The 19,153-nt window shown below is 66.6% G+C and carries 17 protein-coding genes and 1 tRNA gene; 5 read left to right on the plus strand and 13 right to left on the minus strand.

Translation table 11 applies throughout. The annotated features are described in order from the left end of the window. Positions 1 to 196 precede the first annotated feature (196 nt). On the plus strand, positions 197 to 892 hold the full coding sequence (locus tag G539_RS0101750; RefSeq protein ID WP_210162774.1) for a CDGSH iron-sulfur domain-containing protein: 696 nt from the start codon (positions 197 to 199) through the stop codon (positions 890 to 892). Between the two features lie 170 nt (positions 893 to 1,062). Here G539_RS0101750 and G539_RS0101755 read toward each other — a convergent pair whose 3' ends face one another. After that, positions 1,063 to 1,806 (minus strand): hypothetical protein, encoded by a 744-nt coding sequence (locus tag G539_RS0101755; RefSeq protein WP_029073676.1) that lies wholly within the window; start codon positions 1,804 to 1,806, stop codon positions 1,063 to 1,065. A gap of 299 nt (positions 1,807 to 2,105) precedes the next feature. Here G539_RS0101755 and G539_RS0101760 point away from each other — a divergent pair, with 299 nt between their 5' ends. Continuing rightward, a complete protein-coding gene (locus tag G539_RS0101760; protein WP_029073677.1) occupies positions 2,106 to 3,920 on the plus strand; it encodes a glycoside hydrolase family 2 protein in 1,815 nt (604 codons plus the stop codon). 104 nt (positions 3,921 to 4,024) lie between these two features. On the opposite strand, the gene G539_RS0101765 is transcribed toward G539_RS0101760, so the two are convergent. From G539_RS0101765 to G539_RS0101775, 3 genes are all read right to left on the minus strand, one after another. Beyond that, positions 4,025 to 4,957: a lysylphosphatidylglycerol synthase transmembrane domain-containing protein gene (locus G539_RS0101765; RefSeq protein ID WP_035829825.1), complete on the minus strand. Its 933-nt coding sequence runs from the start codon at positions 4,955 to 4,957 to the stop codon at positions 4,025 to 4,027. Positions 4,958 to 5,079: 122 nt separating this feature from the next. Next, positions 5,080 to 5,919 (minus strand): MBL fold metallo-hydrolase, encoded by an 840-nt coding sequence (locus G539_RS0101770; RefSeq protein ID WP_051231008.1) that lies wholly within the window; start codon positions 5,917 to 5,919, stop codon positions 5,080 to 5,082. After that, complete coding sequence (locus G539_RS0101775) at positions 5,912 to 6,727, minus strand: TatD family hydrolase (protein WP_029073680.1); 816 nt, start codon at positions 6,725 to 6,727, stop codon at positions 5,912 to 5,914. Before G539_RS0101775 ends, G539_RS0101770 begins: the two co-directional genes overlap by 8 nt. Positions 6,728 to 6,884: 157 nt before the next feature. Here G539_RS0101775 and G539_RS25995 point away from each other — a divergent pair, with 157 nt between their 5' ends. Together G539_RS25995 and G539_RS0101785 are read left to right on the plus strand one after the other, a co-directional pair. Continuing rightward, positions 6,885 to 7,928, plus strand: coding sequence for a glycosyl transferase family 90 (locus tag G539_RS25995; protein WP_051231009.1), 1,044 nt, complete (start codon positions 6,885 to 6,887; stop codon positions 7,926 to 7,928). 235 nt (positions 7,929 to 8,163) lie between these two features. Next, positions 8,164 to 8,631: a hypothetical protein gene (locus G539_RS0101785; RefSeq protein WP_156911746.1), complete on the plus strand. Its 468-nt coding sequence runs from the start codon at positions 8,164 to 8,166 to the stop codon at positions 8,629 to 8,631. Positions 8,632 to 8,684: 53 nt separating this feature from the next. On the opposite strand, the gene metG is transcribed toward G539_RS0101785, so the two are convergent. From metG to G539_RS0101810, 5 genes are all read right to left on the minus strand, one after another. Further along, positions 8,685 to 10,244 (minus strand): methionine--tRNA ligase, encoded by a 1,560-nt coding sequence (gene metG / locus G539_RS0101790; RefSeq protein WP_029073682.1) that lies wholly within the window; start codon positions 10,242 to 10,244, stop codon positions 8,685 to 8,687. Positions 10,245 to 10,314: 70 nt separating this feature from the next. Beyond that, entirely contained in the window at positions 10,315 to 11,385 is a 1,071-nt protein-coding gene (locus tag G539_RS23345; RefSeq protein WP_051231010.1) for a DNA polymerase III subunit delta', read from the minus strand. A 2-nt stretch (positions 11,386 to 11,387) separates the two neighbouring features. Continuing rightward, on the minus strand, positions 11,388 to 12,050 hold the full coding sequence (tmk, locus tag G539_RS0101800; RefSeq protein ID WP_035829829.1) for a dTMP kinase: 663 nt from the start codon (positions 12,048 to 12,050) through the stop codon (positions 11,388 to 11,390). Further along, entirely contained in the window at positions 12,041 to 13,219 is a 1,179-nt protein-coding gene (locus G539_RS0101805; RefSeq protein ID WP_084639705.1) for a D-alanyl-D-alanine carboxypeptidase family protein, read from the minus strand. Before G539_RS0101805 ends, tmk begins: the two co-directional genes overlap by 10 nt. Before the next feature lie 96 nt (positions 13,220 to 13,315). After that, positions 13,316 to 14,665: a septal ring lytic transglycosylase RlpA family protein gene (locus G539_RS0101810; RefSeq protein ID WP_029073685.1), complete on the minus strand. Its 1,350-nt coding sequence runs from the start codon at positions 14,663 to 14,665 to the stop codon at positions 13,316 to 13,318. A gap of 306 nt (positions 14,666 to 14,971) precedes the next feature. Between G539_RS0101810 and G539_RS0101815 the strand changes: the two genes are divergently transcribed. After that, positions 14,972 to 15,061, plus strand: a tRNA-Ser gene (locus tag G539_RS0101815). Between the two features lie 72 nt (positions 15,062 to 15,133). Here G539_RS0101815 and G539_RS0101820 read toward each other — a convergent pair. The 4 genes from G539_RS0101820 to G539_RS0101835 all read right to left on the minus strand — a co-directional run bounded on the left by G539_RS0101820 (position 15,134) and on the right by G539_RS0101835 (position 19,153). Beyond that, positions 15,134 to 16,270 carry a GGDEF domain-containing protein gene (locus G539_RS0101820; protein WP_029073686.1) on the minus strand — a complete coding sequence of 379 codons (1,137 nt, stop codon included), beginning with the start codon at positions 16,268 to 16,270 and terminating at the stop codon, positions 15,134 to 15,136. Between the two features lie 189 nt (positions 16,271 to 16,459). Further along, a complete protein-coding gene (locus G539_RS0101825) occupies positions 16,460 to 16,993 on the minus strand; it encodes a dihydrofolate reductase family protein (RefSeq protein ID WP_029073687.1) in 534 nt (177 codons plus the stop codon). After that, positions 16,938 to 17,912 carry a pyridoxal kinase gene (gene pdxY, locus G539_RS23350; protein ID WP_084639707.1) on the minus strand — a complete coding sequence of 325 codons (975 nt, stop codon included), beginning with the start codon at positions 17,910 to 17,912 and terminating at the stop codon, positions 16,938 to 16,940. Before pdxY ends, G539_RS0101825 begins: the two co-directional genes overlap by 56 nt. A 5-nt stretch (positions 17,913 to 17,917) precedes the next feature. Further along, positions 17,918 to 19,153, minus strand: coding sequence for a benzoate/H(+) symporter BenE family transporter (locus tag G539_RS0101835; RefSeq protein ID WP_029073688.1), 1,236 nt, complete (start codon positions 19,151 to 19,153; stop codon positions 17,918 to 17,920).

Genomic DNA, 19,153 nt, shown 5'->3' on the forward strand with positions numbered 1-19,153 from the left:
GGCGACCGCCGTCTAGCGCGCGACCGTGAAGCGTGCGTGACAATGCCGCCGGAAGGCCGTCCGGCGGCGCGGGCAGGGCGGACGGGCGCCCTCCTCGCATTGACACCGCCCGCTCCCGCGCCAGTTGAAGTCATGGTGGCGCGGTGTTCGTCGCAGGCCGCCATCAAACGGGGTCGCATCCGGAAAGGAACATATGGTGGCCAAATCATCGGTGCCGGGCACGCGTGTCACGGTCACGAAGGACGGTCCGTATCTGGTGCGCGGGCAGGTACCACTGAGCCGACAGGCCATTGGCGCCGATGCGGCCGGCGAGTCGGTCGACTGGGTGCCGACGGAAACGATCGCCACCGCCGCCGCCTACAAGCTCTGCCGCTGCGGCCAGTCGGCGAACAAGCCATTCTGCGACGACAGCCATCGCAGGGTCGGGTTCGTCGGCGACGAGACGGCCAGCCGGCAACGCTATGCAGCCCTGGCGCAGGAGATCGACGGGCCGGCCATGGCGCTCACCGACGCCGAGTCGCTCTGCGCCTTCGCGCGCTTCTGCGATCGCGACGGCAAGGTCTGGAACAATGTCGCGCACACGAACTCGCAACCGGGTCGCGAGGCCTTCGTGCGCCAGGTCGGACAATGTCCGTCCGGCCGTCTCGTGGCGTGGGACCTCGAGACGCGGTTGCCGGTCGAGCCGGAACTGCCGCCGTCGATCGTTCTCGTCGAGGATCCGTCGCAGGGCGTGAGCGGCCCGATCTGGGTGCGCGGCGGCATCGTGGTCGAGGCGGCCGACGGCACGCCATACGAAATCCGCAACCGGATGACGCTCTGTCGTTGCGGCCAGTCCCGCAACAAACCGTTCTGCGACGGCACGCATGCCTCGATCGGCTTCAGGGATACCTGAACCGCCACATTCGATGTGGGCAGCGCAGGCGTCTCATCACGACCGGAAAAATCTCTCCCAGGCGGGCTGGGGGAGGAAGCGGCGGGCCTTGTGGTCGCCGTCGCTCCCTGCATCCTCAATTCGCATAAGATATATTATGGAACTTAACCGTATGGGCGGATCGGCGAGGATCAGTCCCGCTTCAGACCGACGCCCGAAACGGCGTTCTCGCTCCAGCGCATGATGTTGTCGACCAGCTTGCTGCTCTGCGTGACGACGGTCGCGGCGGCCGACGTCGTCGCCGACTTGGCCATGTCGCCGATCGATGTCGGACCCTCGCGTTCGATCACGCGCGGCTCGTACTGCGCCGTCAGGTCCCTCGGCGCGATGTCTTGCGGCGGAATGTTCCGTCCCATGACCGGCGGCGGCATGACATCGTCGACGGGCGCGACGCCGCCGGTCGGATACGGATCGAACGGCTGGGCTCCGGCCGGTGCCGAGGCCGGAATCGGCGCCGCGCGTCCCTGGCCGGCCGGTCCGTTCGCCAGCGCCTTGTCCACGATCGATTCCCACGACTCGCACTTGGCGCCGTCGCAGTTGCGCGTCGCCGCCTTGACGGCGGGCTTGGCCACCGGCTTGGGCGGAATGGGCGCCGCGGCGACGGGCTGCGGCGCGGCCGCCGGCGTGCTGGCAGCCGCATCGGTGGCCGAGGAAACCACAGGCGCGGCCTCGGCCGGGTCGAGATCCGGCACCTCGTAGATCTGCGCGGTGGCTGGCGGCGTGGTGTTGGCGGCGCGCGGCTCGCCCGAACCCATCATGAAATGGCCCACGAGGCCCGCGCAGACGATCGCCGCGAGCCCTGCCGAGCCGTGAATGGCCAGTTTCGGCAAGGTCTTGAGGCGCTGCCGAGATGCGCCGTCATGGATCTTGTCCATCGCGAATCCTCTGCTTGTTCGTACGGTTGCACGCAAGACTGGCAGCAATTCCCGACGTCAATTGGGCCGCTTTCGGGCAAAGCGGCGACGGAAGCGCGATCTTCGAGGCACGTGGCGCATTGGCCACGCCTCAATTGACACCTCGAAAGCGCAATCTTATCATAATACCATTGATCCCGGATCAGCGCAGGTTGGAGGAGGGCGGGTCCCCTGCCCTTGGGCTTGCAGATCGGGTCGCTCCGGCGTCCCGAGAACGGTTCGTTGCGGCCGGGGTCTTGGCAGGATTTGGAGGAAATCCCGTGGTCTACAGTTCCCACCCGCGGCCGCAGATGGAGCGCAGCCTCTGGCAGTCGCTCGATGGCGCGTGGCAGTTCGCCTATGACGATACGGCCCAGTGGCAGCGTCCGGATCTGCCGGATTTCGCGCTGTCCATCAACGTTCCCTATGTGCCGGAGGCCCCGCGCAGCGGCCTCCACGACGAGGGATTCCATCCGGTCGTCTGGTATCGGCGGGTCGTCGAGCTGCCGGCGGAGCTGGCGATCGACGATAGCCATGACCTGATCCTGCATTTCGGTGCCATCGACTATCGGAGCGACATCTGGATCGACGGCCAGCATGCGGCTTCCCACACCGGTGGCCACACGCCGGTGCGCATCGCCCTCGCCGGCCTGGTCAAGGGCCGCATATTCGAGGTCGTCGTGCGGGCCGAGGACGATCCGGCCGACATGCACAAGCCGCGCGGCAAGCAGGACTGGCTGCCGGCGCCGCACGGCATCTGGTATCCGCGCACGACCGGCATCTGGCAGAGCGTCTGGATCGAGCGCGTCGGCCGCAGCCATGTCGACCGTCTGCATTGGACGCCGGACTATGCCCGGTTCGAGATCCGCCTCGATGCGCGCGTGGCGCAGCCGGCGGGTTGCCGCCTGCGGGTCAAGCTCTCGCTCGAGGGGCGCACGCTGGTCGAGGACGAGTATGCCGTGACCGGCAAGGATACGGGCAGGGTGATCGCCCTCCCCGACCCCGGCATCGATGATGCCCGCGCCGCCTTCGCTTGGTCGCCGGAGCATCCGCAGCTGATCGACGCCGAGGTGACGCTGCTCGACGCCAAGGGTGAGGCTGTCGACACGCTGAAGAGCTACACGGCGCTGCGGGCGGTCTCGACCGCGAATGGCCGCTTCGTCATGAACGGACGCTCCTATTTCCTGCGCCTGGTGCTCGACCAGGGCTATTGGCGCGAAGGCGTCATGACCGCGAGCGACGAGGAACTGCGTCGCGACGTGGAGCTGACCAAGCAGCTTGGCTTCAACGGCGTGCGCAAGCACCAGAAGATCGAAAACCCGCGCTTCCTCTACTGGGCGGACGTGCTCGGCCTGCTGGTCTGGGAGGAAATGCCGAGCGCCTACGCCTATTCCGTCGAGGCGATGACCCGCGTTACGGCGGAGTGGCAGGAGGCGATCGAGCGTGACTATTCGCATCCCTGCATTGTCGCCTGGGTGCCGTTCAACGAGTCCTGGGGCGTGCCCGAGCTGCCGCATGACGCGCGCCAGCGCAGCTACGTCCAGGCGCTCTATCACCTGACCAAGGCGCTCGACCCGTCCCGCCCCGTCAGCGGCAATGATGGCTGGGAACAGCTCGAGACCGATATCTTCGCCGTGCACGACTACCACCATAGCGGCGACGTGCTCGACGGGCGCTATCGCACCGAGGCGGATTTCCGCGATGCCACGGCGACCTTCCGCTCCTCCGGCCGCGCGCTGGCGCTGGACGGTCACGCGTGGAACGGCCAGCCTGTGATGCTGACGGAGTTCGGCGGCATCGCTTATTTCATGGGCCAGGAAAAGGGCTGGGGCTACAGCCAGGCCAAGGATGCCGAGGATTTCCTGACGCGCTACGCAGATGTGCTCCGTGGCGCCACCAACTCGGTGATCCTGGCGGGCTATTGCTACACCCAACTGACCGACACCTATCAGGAACAGAACGGCGTGCTCACCATGGAGCGCAAGCCGAAGGCCGACCTCGCCCGCATCCGCGCCGCCAATCTCGGCGTGCCGGTCGAGCGCCTGCCGGAGCATCCGCTCGGCTACAACGCCCGCTGGCTGGCCAGTCAGAAATAGGGGCGGCGGGTCCCCTGCTCCTCGAAACAACGAAGCCGCGGCAAACGCCGCGGCTTTCTTTTTTGGATGAGATTGTCGCCGTAAGCGATTGATACCAGATCGATCTACTCGTTGTCGCCACGCGCGAGCTGGGTCTTCTCGAAGACCAGGACGACGATCAGCGCGATGCCGAACGGGACGAGAAGATACAGCAGCCGGAAGACGATCAGCGCTGCCAGCACGTCGTTCGGATCCATCTCGTGCAGAGCCGCCAGGAAGGTCACTTCCAGCACGCCGAGACCGCCCGGAGCATGCGACAGCAGCGCCAGCGTGAATGACGCCAGGAAGATGCCGAGGATGACGAGATAGCCGGGATTATTGGTGGCCGGCAGCGCGAAATAGATGATCGCGGCGGCGGCGGCGAGCTCCAGAGGGCCGGCGATGACCTGGCGCATGACGATTGGCAGGCGCGGATACTGCACGCTGATGCGCTTGAACTGCCATGGGGGGAACTGCAGCCAGGAGCCAAGGACATAGAGGCCGACGAGGCCCAGTAGCGCAAGGCCGGTGCAGAAGGCGATCCAGACCGGGATGTCGGCGATGCGCTGCACGATCCACGGCTCGATGGTGAGCACGAAGCCGCCCATCAGCACGGTGCCGAGCGCGAAGGTGAAGGAGCAGAAGACGATCAGCAGGCCGATTTCGTGGGGCGTCAGGCCGCGCGTCGAATAGGCCCTGTAGCGCACCACCGCGCCGGAGATCACGGAGGCGCCAATATTGTGCGACAGCGCGTAGGTGGTGAAGGAGCAGAGCGAGATGAAGAGCCAGGAGACCTTCTTGCCCAGATGCAGGATGGCGATCCGGTCGTACCAGGCGAGCGCGGCATAGGCGCAGAGGGTGGCCACGATGGCGAGGGCCCAGTTGCCGAACGTGATCGCTGCCAGGCTATCGGCAACTTCGGCGAAGGAGATCCGGCGGAACTCGCGATAGAGAATGAAGACGGAGACAGCGACCGCGCCGATCCCGAAGATGGACCAGGCAGCGTTTCGGAGCTTCATCAGGCAGCATCTCCTTATTCAATGGCGTTGAACGAGATACCGCCGCATCCCGAATTCAAGATTGACACACTCCTGGCCCCGGCCACCAGACAAAGATCCGAATTCCGTTTGATTAATCGCGATCAGAGGCCGAGGTTGACGACCATGCCGTCATGGGCCGGTTCGACGTCGCCGGGCACGCGGGCGACGAGCGTGGCGTAGTCGAGATCGCCGTGCATGTGGGTCAGGATCGTCCGGCGCGGCCGCAGGCGCTCGTGCCAGCCGAGCGTGTCGTCGACGCTGAAATGGCTCGGATGCGGCCGCCAGCGCAGCGCATCGACCATCCAGAGCGACAGATTGGCGAGATGCGGCAGTGTCTCGTCCGGAATGGCGCTGATATCGCTCGAATAGACGAAATCGCCAATCCGGAAGCCGAGGCTGTCGATGTCGCCGTGGATCTGTCTGAGCGGCAGGATGTCGACCCGGCCGCCGGGGCCGTCGACGGCGAAACCCTGCCCCGCCACGATCCGCGTCCGGCCGAGGATCGGCGGATAGCTGCCGCCGGCGGGCGTGCGGAAGCAATAGCCGAAGGCTTCCTCCAGCCGCTCCTGGGTGAAGTCGTCCGAATAGACCGGCACCAGCTGGTGCGTGTCGAGCCAGAACGAGCGCAGATCGTCGATGCCGTGCGTGTGGTCGGCATGCGGATGGGTGAACAGCACGGCGTCGAGCCGGTCGACGCGGGCGTCGAGCATCTGGTTGCGGAGGTCGGGGCCGGCGTCGACGAGGATGCGCGTCGGATAGGGGTGATCGCCGCGGAAGCCGTCGATCAGGATCGAGGAGCGCGTGCGGCGGTTCTTCGGTTCGGACGGGTCGCAGGCGCCCCAGTCATTGCCGATGCGCGGCACGCCGGGCGACGCGCCGCAGCCGAGCACGGTGATGCGAAGCCGGTCGGCCCTCGGGATCCCCGCCGCGCCGTCAGCCATGATGCGCCAGCGCTCCGGCGGCGGCGATCGCGTCGCGCGGCACCTTGGTGAAGAGGCGCATGAAGTTGGCGGTCGTCGCCTCGGCCATGGCGTCGAGCGACACGCCCTTCACTTCGGCCAGCACGGCGGCGGTGTCGCGTACATAGGCGGGCTCGTTGCGCTGGCCGCGATGCGGCACCGGCGCCAGATAGGGGGCGTCGGTCTCGACCAGAAGCCGGTCCAGCGGCACGTCGCGGGCGACGGCGCGCAGCGCCTCCGCGCTCTTGAAGGTCAGGATGCCGGAGAACGAGACGTAGAGGCCGAGTTCCAGCCCGACCTTCGCCAGTTCAGGGCCGGACGAGAAGCAGTGCAGGATGGCCGGGAAGGCCCCCTTCCCCATCTCGTCGCGCAGGATCTCGATCATGTCGGCGTCGGCGTCGCGGGCATGGATCACCAGCGGCAGCTGGGTGATCCGGGCGGCCGCGATGTGGCGGCGCAGGCCCTGAGCCTGCAGCACCTTGTGCTCGGCGCCGTAGAAGTAGTCGAGACCCGCCTCGCCGATCGCCACCACCTTCGGATGCTTCGACAGCGCCACGATCTCGTCCGTGGTGATATCCGGTTCCTCATGGGCGCTGTTCGGATGCGTGCCGATCGAGCAATAGACCTCGGGGTGTGCCTCCGCGATCGCGCGGATGCGGTCGAACTGGCGGACCCGCGTCGAGATCGTCACCATCAGCCCGACGCCCGCAGCGCGCGCGCGTTCGATCAGGGCCGCGCGGTCGGCGTCGAAATCCGCGAAATCCAGATGGCAGTGGCTGTCGACCAGCATTCTCTTCGACCGTTCGGGGGCTAGCATAGGGCGCAATATGGGGTGGTTCGGACGCAGTCACTAGCGGCTAAGCGCCACGCTGTCGACCGTTATGGACAGCCGAGAGATCGCACCACTAAACTACCGGCTGTGACAGCACGCTGCCGGGGATTCGTAGGTGCATTTCAGCCAGCGTACCCTCTATCGACTTCTCCCGCGGCGCTTCAAGGAAGAGGCCCTTGTGCGGAAGCTGGCGGCTGAGCTTCCGGCCATTTCCGGCGCTCCGGCCTCCATCGTGCTCAACCAGGCCAGCGAGCCGGGCCGGCACCGCTTCCAGATCGATTTCCAGCGAATCGGCAATCAGCTGCACGTCAATCTCGACCGCGACCTGATGGCCCAGGATCCGCATCATTTCGAGGTCATGTGGCGGCGCCTGCCGCCCTTCGTCCGCATCATGAGCCGCACCGCGGCCGGGGTGACGTCGGCGATCGCGAACGTCTCGGACGGCGGCGACAACATCCCGAACGAGCTCGCCTATGCGAGCAACGAGATCCAGTCGATCCTGGTGCCGGATCCCGGCTTCATGATCCCGAAATATTACGAGCCCTATCGCACGCTGGCCGAGAACCGGCCCGGCCAGTGGTCGGCCCGGCACGACACGCTGCTCTGGCGCGGCGACATCTCGGGCCATGGCGACACCACGGCCGACCAGATGGACATCGACGACCCGAACCTGAAGCAGCGGGTGCGGATGTGCCTGGCGCTGCGCGGGCTGGACGATGTCGACGTCAAGCTGCTGGTGCCGGACCGCGACCGCGAGCAACACGCGACCCGCGAGGCGATGGAGGCGCATGGCATCCTTGGCCATCACCTGCCGCCGGCGCGCTGGATCGACGTGAAATTCGCGCTCGACATCGACGGTTCCAGCACCAGCTGGGGCAATCTCTACACGCGCCTGCTGCTCGGCTGCTGCGTGCTCAAGGTCGCCTCGCCGGTCGGCTTCCGCCAGTGGTTCTACGACGAGTTCGTGCCCTGGACGCACTATGTGCCGGTCGCCGCCGATCTCTCGGACATCATCGAGAAGGTCGAGTGGTGCCGGGCGCACGACCAGGCCTGCCGCGAGATTGCGGCGGCCGGTCAAGAATTCGCGCTGCGCCGGACGCGGGAATCCGAAACCGTCGCCGTGGTGCAGCGGATCAACGAGATGCTGGGGCCGGGCTAGAGCGGATCTTCGAGGCACTTTCGGTGATCGAAGGATGTGGGTTTATCCATGGCGACAACGCGTGTCGCGCTTCCCCCGCCCGCCAGCCGCTGCAGCATGAGGCAAGTCATCGCGCGGCCGCCGAGCTAGCGACGGATTGCTGCTTCCTCGGCGAGCAGTTGTGCAAGTCTGAGGGCGGGACGTAACTAGTTTGGCTAGGGGGTATCTGATGAGGGCAACCGGGATAGCGGCAGCATTGGTGCTGGCGAGCACGATTGCTAGCGGGGCGGAGCAAGTTGCGCCCCTTAAGGTGAGAAGGCTGTTCGACGAAGGTCTGGCTCAGGTCGACTTCTTTGACCCAAGATGCAGCATCGAAGAGTCAATCGAATGCGTAGTGTTCAGTTTGGCGTGCGATGGTCAGCAGCTTCGCGTGTCCATGCCGGGACTTATGGAAAGCGCCCTAGAGTTCACCCGAGAGGAAAAGGGACATATCGCGATTGACGGCGAAAAGACCAAGCTATTTGCATTGGAAGCTGCGGCCGACAGTTTGAACGGTGGGTGGGTTCTGACCGCTTACTCGCACGACATTAGCCCTATCGCGAAAATTGCGGTCGCCAAACAGTTGGAGGTCGATTTCGGCGTCCCAGTTAAGACCCTTCTCTCGAAGGAGGCAAAGTCTGTCGCTGGTGCCCTGTCCACACTCTGCGCCAAACAATCAAGCTAGTTCAGGCTATGAGAAATCTGGGCCGGTATCGCGGATACCGGTCCAGGCTATTCTCAGGCGCTCGCGCCCTCTTCCTTCTCGACATAGCGCGGGAACACGCCGGACGGCGCCGGCAGCGTCGAGCCGGGCGCCAGGCGGCCGGCGGCCCCGAGCGCCGCGAAGGCGCGGTCGGCTTCCGGGATCGCCAGCAGGTCGAGCAGCTTGGCGGCCGAAGCCGGCATGACCGGCTGGGCCAGGATCGCGATCTGACGCACGACCTCGGCCGTGACGTAGAGCACGGTCGCCATGCGGGCCGGATCGGTCTTCTTCAGCTCCCACGGTGCCTGGCCGGCGATGTAGCGGTTCGCCTCGGCCACGACGCCCCAGATCGCGTTCAGCGCCTGGTGGATCTGCTGCATCTCCATCGCCGTGCGGCAGATCGGCAGCAGGCCGTCGGCCGCCTTCAGGATCGCCTCGTCGGCCTCCGTGAACGCGCCGGGCTCCGGCACGACTCCGCCGAGGTTCTTGCCGATCATCGACAGCGAGCGCTGCGCCAGATTGCCGAAGTCGTTGGCGAGATCGGCGTTGATCCGGGTGACGATCGCGTCGTGGCTGTAGTTGCCGTCCTGGCCGAACGGCACCTCGCGCAGGAAGAAGAACCGGACCGGGTCGACGCCGTACTGCTCGATCAGCGACAGCGGGTCGATGACGTTGCCGAGCGACTTCGACATCTTCTCGCCGCGGTTGAACAGGAAGCCGTGCGCGAAGACGCGCTTCGGCAGCGGCAGGCCGGCGGAGAGCAGGAAGGCCGGCCAGTAGACCGAATGGAAGCGGACGATGTCCTTGCCGATGACATGCACGTCGGCCGGCCAGTAGCGCTTGTAGCTCTCGCTCTCGGTATCCGGGAAGCCGACGCCGGTCAGGTAGTTGGTCAGCGCGTCGACCCAGACATACATCACGTGCTTCGGATCGCCGGGAACGGGAATGCCCCAGTCGAACGTGGTCCGCGAGATTGAAAGGTCCTTGAGGCCGCCCTTGACGAAGCTCATCACCTCGTTGCGGCGCTCGTCCGGACCGATGAAGTCGCGATTGGTCTCGTAGAGCTCGAGCAGGCGATCCTGATAGGACGACAGGCGGAAGAAGTAGCTCTCCTCCTCGACCCAGTCGACCGGCGTGCCCTGCGGGCCGTAGCGGACGCCATCGGGGCGTACTTCGGTCTCTGATTCCGCGTAATAGGCTTCGTCGCGCACGGAGTACCAACCGGCATAGGCGTCCTTGTAGACGTCGCCATTGGCTTCCATGCGGCGCCAGATTTCCTGCGAGGCTTCGTAGTGGCGCGGTTCCGTCGTGCGGATGAAGTCGTCATGCGAGCAGTTGAGCGCCGCGGCGACCTTCTGGAACAGCTGCACGTTACGGTCGGCCAGCTCGCGCGGCGTGATGCCCTCGCGCGCGGCGGTCTGCACCATCTTGATGCCGTGCTCGTCCGTGCCGGTCAGGAAGAAGACGTCATAGCCGTCCAGCCGCTTGAAGCGCGCCAGGGCGTCCGTCGCCAGGACCTCATAGGCATGACCAATATGCGGCGCTCCGTTCGGATAGGAAATCGCCGTCGTGATATAGAATTTGGGCGCTGTCACCGCTGCCTCGCTGTTCGTTGAACCCGTACAAACCGTCCCACAACCAGCAAACGCCGGTTCCTTGAGAACTTCACATTCGGGTCGCGCGAGCGAGGAGGTTCATGGTCGTGAGCACAAACTGTTTGCGGTCGAGATTGAGCGCTTCGACCTCGGCCGAAGACTGACGCAGCTTTTCCCATACATCCGCCCAGGTCGCAAGGGGCGTGGCGGCCACGCTTGGGGGTATCGGCGCACCGTCCGGCTCGGCCTCGCCGCGCGCCCGGCGGCTCAGCCAGGCGAAGACGAGATCGACGAAATTGCCGAAGGCCTCGTCGGCGCCGCGCTGGGCGACGAGGTCGCCGAGGCTGTGCGCGGCCTGGCCGTCGAACTCGGGAAAACGCGCGACGACGCGGCCGAAAGCACGGCTGATCGCAGCCGCATCCTCGTCGAGAAAGCCGATGGCGCGGCGCAGGCTCCCCTGCCCGGCCTCGGCCGCGAAGCGCCGGATCTCCGTCGGGCTGTCGGTATGGGTTTCCAGCGCCGCCTCAATGGCTGCCGGAGTCAGCGGCGCGAGATCCAGGCGCCGGCAGCGCGACCGGATCGTCGGCAACAGCCGCCCCGGCGCATGCGAGATGACGAAGAACATCGAGCGGCGCGGCGGCTCCTCGAGGATCTTCAGGAGTGCGTTGGCCGCATTGGCGTTCATGTCGTCGGCGGAATCGACGATGGCGATGCGCCAGCCAGCCTCGCCCGCCGTCGAGCCGAAGAACGGGATCGTGCGGCGGATCTCGTCGATGGTCAGGCTCGCCTTGAAGCGCTTGCCCTGCTCGTCCCAGGGACGGGACAACGTCAGGATGTTGGGGTGCGAGCGCGCCGCGATCTTGGCGGCGGCTGGCGACGTCGCGGGCACGTCGAGCGTCGCCGCGTCGGGGGCGCGGGCCGGATCGGGATAGGTCAGCGCGAAGCGGGCGAAGCGATAGGCAAGCGTCGCCTTGCCGATGCCGCGCGGTCCGCCGATCAGCCAGCCATGATGCATGCGGCCGCCGCGATAGGCTTCGACCAGCAGCCGTTCGACGGCCGGATCGCCATACCATTCGGTCTGCTCTTCCGGCAGGGGCCAGCCCTCGATCGCATCGGGGCGGGTGACGTCGGGGCCTGCCATGCTCAGCTCACAGTCTCGGTCAGTCGTTGGCGGACGGTCTGCCAGATCGCATCGGCGACCGCGTCGGGGTCGTGATTGGCGTCGATTACCACGCAGCGCTCCGGCTCGCGCGCCGCGATGGCGAGGAACAGGTCGCGTCGTCGCTGGTGGCGCTCGACGGTTTCGCGCTCGAAGCGGTCGGCGTCGCCGGCGGCAGTGCCGCGCCGGCGATGGGCGCGTTCCAGGCCGATCTCGACGGGCAGGTCGAGGATCAGCGTAAGCTCGGGCCGGACCGGGCCGACGGCGATCTTTTCCAGGCTGTCGAGCAGCTCCGAGCCGACGCCATCCGAGCCCTGGTAGGCGCGGGTCGAGTCGATGAACCGGTCGCACAGCACCCAGTCGCCCCGGCCGAGCGCCGGACGGATCACGCGGTCGACGTGATCGGCGCGGGCCGCCGCGAACAGCATGGTCTCCGCCTCCGGGCCCAGCGTCTCGGCCGAGCCGGAGAGGATGAATTCGCGGATCGCCTCGGCGAGGTCGGTGCCGCCCGGTTCGCGCGTGACGACGACCGTGCGGCCCTCGGTGGCGAGCCGATCGGCCAGCCGGCGGATCTGGGTCGACTTGCCCGCCCCCTCCCCGCCTTCGAATGTGATGAAGTGTCCGGCCAATTCCGTCGTCAGTTCCATTGGGGCAGCCAGCCGATCAGCAATTGCTGCACGGCATCGAGCGCGCGCTGGTTCATCGTGCCCTGGCCAACATCGGCCATCGTGTAGACCGGCTTCTCGAGCACCTGCGTGTCGCCCACCCAGACGCGCACCGTTCCGACCTCGCGGCCGGCGGCGACGGGCGCCAGCAGCGGCCCGTCATAGGTCACGCGGGCACGGATTCGCTCGCGATTTCCTCGAAGCAGCAGGATATCCAGCGGTTCTTCGGTCACGAGGCCGACCGAGCCCGCCGCCCCCCCGTAGACGCGGGCCTGCGCGACGGCCTCTCCACGGTTGAAGAAACGGAGCCGCTCGAACGCGGTGTTCCCCCATTCGAACAGCTTGCGCGCCTCGTCGGCGCGGTCCTTGTCGGTCGTCAGGCCGCTGACGACGAGGATCATGCGGTGCCCGTCGCGCATGGCGGAGGCGGTCAGGCCGAATCCCGATTCCTTCGTGAAGCCTGTCGACAGGCCGTCGGCGCCGATGCCGGCGGAGAGCAGCGGATTGCGGTTGCGCTGGTAGATCTTGTTCCAGGTGAAATCCGGCTCGGCGTAGATCTTGTAGAGTTCGGGATAGGTCCGGATCAGGTGATCGGCGAGCGTGTGCAGGTCGGCGGCCGTCACCTTCTGCTCGGGATCCGGCAGCCCCGAGACATTGGTGAAATGCGAGCCCTTGAGGCCCAGCTCGCGCGCCTTGCGGTTCATGATGTCGACGAAACCGCCTTCCGAGCCGGCGATGCCTTCGGCCAGGATGATGCAGGCGTCGTTGCCGGCCTGGACGATGGCGCCGCGCAGGAGATCGGAGACGGGAATGTGCGATTTCAGCGCCGCGAACATCGTGGCGCTGCCCGATGGCGCGCCGCCGGTACGCCAGGCATGCTCGCTGACGGGGAAGCTGTCGGTGAGCTTGATCTTGCCGCTCTCGATCGCCTCGAACACGACGGCCATGGTCATCATCTTGGCCATGGCGGCGGGCTGGAACGCGGCGTCCTCGGCCTTGCTGTAGAGGATCGTGCCGGAATCGACGTCGACCAGGATGGCGCTGCTCGCCTTGCTGTCATAGGGCGCGGCCCGCGGCGCCGCCGGCGCCGCCAGCGTCAGGGCGACGGCCGGCACGATCAGCGAGCGCAGAGGAAGCCAGCGAGGGATCATGACATCATGCCGGGCGCCAGAACCAGTTCGGGGATGGCCGATCGCCACCCCGTTCTGGTTAACAGGCCGGACGCCCTGCGATCAATGCCGCCCCGCTCAGCGGGTGACGAGATAGGCGCCGGCAAGTCCGGCCGCCCGTACGGCAGCCACGGCGTCGCTGCCGGTGGCAACCTGGTCCGCGACGACGAGGCGCACCGACTGCATCGGCTTGCCGCCGACGGTGATCGGAGTTGCCGTGACGCGGCCGAGGCCGGCGAATTTCGCTGCGAGCGCATCGGCATTGGCCGCGCTCGCGAACACGCCGAGCTGGACGATCGCCGCGTCGGCGCCGCGATCGGCGGCGGCACGGGCCACGGCCGCATCGAGCGCGCCCTGCAGCTCGCCGCGACCCGACGCCATCTCCGCGGCGGCGCGCTGCGCGGGCGAAGCCGACGCCTCGGCGGCATAGGAGGAACGGTTGGAGCGCGGCAGAGGCGCGTAATACTCGTCCGCCGGAGCGACCTCCGGGGGCATGCCCTGGTCGGAGTAACCGATCGGCTCGGCGTAGGTGATGGTGCCGAGCGAGCGCTCGCCGTAATTGCTGCCGGCCGGGACCGGGGCCGGACCGGCGTCGGCGACGACATGGCGCTGCGGCTGCGCGTCATAGGTGGCGAGCGCCGGGTCATAGGCGTTGCCGCCATAGTAAATTTCAGGACGGGCGCGCGGAATCGGCGCGAGCGATGCCATCATGACCGTCGGGCTCGCCGTCGGCGCGCGCAGCGCCGGGGCCTTGAGCGCCAGCATGGTGCTGCCCGAAACGCTGCTGCCGGGGCCCTGATAGGTCGCCATCAGCATCTTCTGGTCATGCCCTTCCATGCGGGCCGGGCCGACATACTCGACCTTCACCTTCGACGTGCCGTGATGCTTCATGTCCAGCACCTCGGCCGTCTTGGACGACAGGTCGATGACGCGGTCATGCGCATAGGGACCGCGATCATTGACGCGGACGACGACGGAGCGGCCGTTCCTGGTGTTGGTGACGCGGGCATAGCTCGGCAGCGGCATCGTCGGATGCGCGGCCGAAAGCCCGTCCATGTCGTAGACTTCGCCATTGGCGGTGTAGCGGCCATGGAAGGCGGAGCCGTACCAGGAAGCGAGGCCAACGGCCGCGTAGCGCGGGTTCTCGCGCGGCGTGTAGACCCTGCCCTTCACCGTATAGGGCTTGCCGACCATGTAGCGGCCGCCGCCCTGCGGCACCGGCTGGCCGTATTTCACGACGCGCGGGCTGGCTTTGACGCCATATTCCTTCTCGGAAAAGTATTCCTTGCTGCGCTTCGAAGGTTTGGAGGGGGCGCTGGCGCAGGAAGCAAGGATAGCGGCGGCGGCGACAACGGTCGCGGCCTTGAGCAAGATCCTGCCCTGCGGCGCTTCCGAACGCTTCGCGCCCGGAATCTGTTTCTTGGACATCCCCATCTCGCCTGACTTCATACCAGCAGCTCCGCGGATTGTCGATCGCCCCCGCTTTGGCGCGTCCGGTCCATTCCGTTTCCGAAGGGTGCACGCCTGCGCGCCACGCCCATCCGATATCAGGCTGCATTCAGCCCCTGGAGCCTTTCCGGGCCGTTAATGAAACGTGGCCGAAATGCGTCAAATCCACGGAACCTCGGAGACATGGTTACCGGCGGGCCCCTTCGCGGCCGGCTCATCCACATGCCGGTCGAACGTTCCCCTTGCATTCGACGCCCCGCTTCAGCATTGATCGCCCATCGAGCCGGATGGGTGGCCGAGTGGTTTAAGGCAGCGGTCTTGAAAACCGCCGTGGGTGCAAGCCCACCGTGGGTTCGAATCCCACCCCATCCGCCATTCACCGCATTCTGGGCCCTGGCAGCGTCGTCCTGAGATTTGGGAAGTGATCGGCCGCGAGGTTCAAGGGGCTCACGCCGCCTGTCGGATGCAGTCGCGCCCTTCCGCCTTCGCCTGATAGAGCGCGCGATCGGCCCGATCGATCAGCGCCAGCAGACCCTCGCCCTTGCGCGCAGCGGCGATCCCGAAGCTTGCCGTCGGGCGGAACTCGTTCGAGACGACACCGGACGCCGCCTCCTTGAACTCGGTCCTGGCAAGCTCGGCGAAGTGATGCGCGGCAGCCACCTGCCCCGGCGGCAGAAGCACGGCGAACTCCTCGCCGCCAAGGCGGGCGATGATCGCGTCGCGCGGGGCCTTGTCCCGCAGGACCTCGGAGAAGGTTCGGATGATCCGGTCGCCATGGCCGTGTCCAAAGCGATCGTTGATCGACTTGAAGTCGTCGAGGTCGCTCAGGATGACGGCGACCTGGGCGTTCGCCGTCTGGCGCGCGAGCGCATCCTGCGCGCGCGCTTCAAAGCCGCGGCGATTGAACAATCCCGACAACAGGTCGGTCTGTGCTTCCGACTTGAAGCTCTCCATGACATCGGCGGCAATGATCGCGAAGATCGCGACCGCCAGCGTCGCGCAGATGAGGGCATCGGAGATCGCGACGATCAGCCAATAGGCGGCTTCGACCTGGTCGGACAGGATGCCGGGAACCCGGAAGATCACGGGTCGAACCAGGAATGCCAGACAGGCCAGCGCCACTAGCCCGAAGAACAGCTGCTCGACCGGGGAACGGCGCGGGAGCCTTGCGACGTCGACCAGCATCAAGGCGCAGACGGCGGCGAGCGCCAGATTGATGACGGCCGCCCGCGCCAGCAGGCTCGGCTCCACATATTGGTAGAAATGGAGGGCCGTCAGCGTCACCACGCCGATGGCCAGCATGACGCCGTATTGCGGCCTGGACCCAAGCCGCCTGGACAGGGCTATCGCCAACAGGGCCGTCGCCAGCAGGACGAGGCCATTGGCCAGAATGCGGAGCGACGAATATTCCTGGGTGATGGCAAAGGTCAGGATGACAAAACACAGGGTTCGTATCGCGTAGGAAGCCGCGAAGATCGCAATGTAGGTCCGCTGACGCTGATGGAGCCAAAGTGTGAGCAAAGACACGCAGAATATGGCCGACATTGCCGGGTTCAGCAGTGCGACGACGCTCTCATGGCTCATGCGCGAACAACCAAGCTTGCCGGCTCCCGGTCTTTGTCGAGCCGCGATGGTGCAGCGATTAGGCACCCTCCGAGTGAATTTCGTCACTCAGTACCATAGGTTGTTCTCGAACAAAACAGCGCCCGGCCGGGACGGGTGCGCATCCCTCGCAGGTGTTGGCGGCGATGAAGACGGCCCCGAGCGGATCGCTCAGGCGAGCGGGATATAGGTCAGCCGGATCACCTCCGGGCCGACCCGGTCGCTCGCGACCAAGTGGAGCGGCGGTCGGGGGCCGGCGAAGAAGGGCGTGCCGCGCCCCAGCACGCTGGGGTGGAAGTAGAGGCGGTACTCGTCGATGAGCCCGGCATCGGTCAGGCTTCGCGCCAGGTCCGGCCCTGAAACGGCGATCTCTCCATCGAGCCGGGTCTTCAGGTCGCGGATCGCCGTCGCGAGGTCGCCTTCGACCAGGCTGGCATTGGGGCCGACGGAGTTCAGAGTCCGCGACACGACCCATTTCGGCTGGTTGCGCCAGGCCGCGGCGAAGTCATGGTGATCGGGTTCCCATTCGGGATGGTCCTCGTCCCAATAGCGCATGATCTCGTACATGCGGCGGCCATACACGCTGCCGGTCAGGCCATGGACGTGCTCGGTCCAGTGACGAAAGAGCTCGGGATCCGGTTCGAATGCGTCATGGTCGACATAGCCGTCCAGCGACAGGTTCATTCCGAACACGATCCTCGCCATGACGCCAGATCTCCGTTCCGGGTGACGCAGCGAAAGTTATGCGACCGACGCCGGAGGGAGTCCACCCCGCCCGCCCCCCCTCATCTTCCGCGTGTCTTTCGACCAGAGCGGCGATGCAGCCGCCAAGCTGCATCTCCTGCTGGCCGTCGCCGAGGGTGCGGTCGAGAACGTCGAGCACCACGGCGGCGGCATCTCGCGTCGCGTCGACCAGCGCCTTGCCCCGCGCCAGATTGGCGGTGAGCAAGCCGGTGAAGAGATCGCCCGTGCCGACCGGAACGATGGGCAGCCGGGGCGACCGGAGGCGGGTCGGTACCGCCCCGTCGAAGACGATGTTTTCAAGCGAGCCGTCCGGCGTATCGGTCAGGACGCATCCGGTGACGACCATGCGGGGGCCGCGTCGCTCCCTTATGGCGGCGGCGGCCGCTGCCAACTCCTCCAAGCTTCGCGGCTGGCTCCGGGTAATCAGCCCGACCTCGAACTGGTTGGGCGTCAGCAGGTCGGCCAGCGGCACCAGCTGCTCGAGCAGGACCGCGACCACCGGATCGGCGACAAAGACGCCGAGCTCGGTGTCGCCCATGACGGGATCGCAGACATAGAGGATGTCCGGGTTGATCTGCCGGGCTCGCTTGACGAAGGTGGCCACCACTTCGCCATTGGCGCGGGAGCCGAGATAGCCGGAGACGATGTAGCGGCTGGTCTCGATCAGGCCGCGCTCCTCGACGCCGCGCAGCAGGTCGCCGACGAGTTCGGATTCGAGCACCCGCCCGCGCATGGTGGCATAGCCGGGATGATTGGAGAGCAAGGTGGTCGGCACCGCCGCGACGTTGAGCCCGCGCGCCTGCATGGCCAGGACGGCGGCGCTGTTGCCGACATGGCCGTGAACGACCTGGCTCTGGATCGAAATGATGGAGGTCGTCATTCCCGTTACTCCGCCGCACTGCTGTCGATTGCCGGGCCAGCCGCGCGCCGTCGGTCGGGCAACCTGCCGTTCAGGACGAAGTGGGCGATCAGGCCGATCACCAGCCCCCAGAACGCGCCGCCGATTCCGAGCATCTGGATGTTGGCGGCCGCGGCCAGGAAGGTGATCAGCGATGCCTCGCGCGATTTCGGATTGGCCATGGCCCCGGCCAGGCTTCCGCCGATCGTGCTGAGCAGTGCCAGGCCGGCCAGCGTCGTGATGAAGGTCGCGGGCAAGGTCATGAAGACGCCGGCGAGGGTCACACCGAACACGCCGACCAGCACATAGCAGACACCCGCTGCGACACCGGCGACCCAGCGCTTCGAGGGATCCTCATGCGCTTCCTTACCCGTGGCGATGGCGGCCGTGATGGCGGCGAGGTTGAAGCCGTGCGAGCCGAACGGCGCCATCAGTAGGGAGCCAAGGCCCGTTACGGTGATGATCGGATTGGCGCTGGTCCGGAAGCCGTCATTGCGCAGCACGATCATGCCGGGCATGTACTGGCCCGTCAGCGTGACGAGGAACAGCGGCAGCGCGACGCTCAGCAGCGCATTCCACGAAAATGCCGGCATGGTGAAGACCGGTGCGGCCAGCCGCAGCTCGATCCCGGCGAAATCGACGGCTCCCTGCGCGGACAGGAAGGCGAGCCCGAGGACGAGGATGCCGACGACGGCATAGCGGGCGGAGAAGCGCTTCAGCACGACATAGGCGACGCTCAGCAGCCCGACCAGCAGCGGCTCGACGCTCGCGCCGCTGAAGGCGCCGATGCCGAACTGGAGCAGGATGCCCGCGAGCAGACCCGAGGCGATGCCAGGCGGGATCAGCCGGATCAGCCTGTCGAAGCAGCCCGACAGGCCGAGAATGACGAAGGCCAATGCCGAGACGATGTACGCTCCAACGGCCTCGGCATAGGGCGTCGTCGCCAGCGCGGTGACGAGAAAGGCCGCCGCCGGCGTCGACCAGGCGGTGATGATCGGGGCGCGATAGCGCCAGCTCAGAAACAGTCCCGTCACGCCGACGCCGATCGATACCGACCAGACCCAGGACGTCGTCTCTGCCGGGCTCAGGCCGGCGACCTTCGCCGCCTGAAAGACCAGGATGAAGGTGCCGCCATAGTTGACGATCACGGAGATCAGTCCCGCGACGGCGGGGTGGAGTACGTCGCTCAGGCGGAAGGGGGTAGGCGTCGAACCGGGCGGCAT

This window comes from Kaistia adipata DSM 17808 (assembly GCF_000423225.1).
Classification (GTDB): domain Bacteria; phylum Pseudomonadota; class Alphaproteobacteria; order Rhizobiales; family Kaistiaceae; genus Kaistia; species Kaistia adipata.

Bases quoted from the DNA above. Each gene is read 5' to 3' on its own strand.
- G539_RS0101805 (WP_084639705.1), bottom strand. From the start codon at position 13,219: ATGATCCCTCGCTGGCTTCCTCTGCGCTCGCTGATCGTGCCGGCCGTC.
- G539_RS0101755 (WP_029073676.1), bottom strand. From the start codon at position 1,806: ATGGACAAGATCCATGACGGCGCATCTCGGCAGCGCCTCAAGACCTTG.
- G539_RS0101825 (WP_029073687.1), bottom strand. From the start codon at position 16,993: ATGGCGAGGATCGTGTTCGGAATGAACCTGTCGCTGGACGGCTATGTC.
- G539_RS0101770 (WP_051231008.1), bottom strand. From the start codon at position 5,919: ATGGCTGACGGCGCGGCGGGGATCCCGAGGGCCGACCGGCTTCGCATC.
- G539_RS0101765 (WP_035829825.1), bottom strand. From the start codon at position 4,957: ATGAAGCTCCGAAACGCTGCCTGGTCCATCTTCGGGATCGGCGCGGTC.
- G539_RS0101810 (WP_029073685.1), bottom strand. From the start codon at position 14,665: ATGTCCAAGAAACAGATTCCGGGCGCGAAGCGTTCGGAAGCGCCGCAG.
- G539_RS23345 (WP_051231010.1), bottom strand. From the start codon at position 11,385: ATGGCAGGCCCCGACGTCACCCGCCCCGATGCGATCGAGGGCTGGCCC.
- G539_RS0101835 (WP_029073688.1), bottom strand. From the start codon at position 19,153: ATGCCGCCCGGTTCGACGCCTACCCCCTTCCGCCTGAGCGACGTACTC.
- pdxY (WP_084639707.1), bottom strand. From the start codon at position 17,912: ATGACGACCTCCATCATTTCGATCCAGAGCCAGGTCGTTCACGGCCAT.
- G539_RS0101820 (WP_029073686.1), bottom strand. From the start codon at position 16,270: ATGAGCCATGAGAGCGTCGTCGCACTGCTGAACCCGGCAATGTCGGCC.
- G539_RS0101775 (WP_029073680.1), bottom strand. From the start codon at position 6,727: ATGCTGGTCGACAGCCACTGCCATCTGGATTTCGCGGATTTCGACGCC.
- tmk (WP_035829829.1), bottom strand. From the start codon at position 12,050: ATGGAACTGACGACGGAATTGGCCGGACACTTCATCACATTCGAAGGC.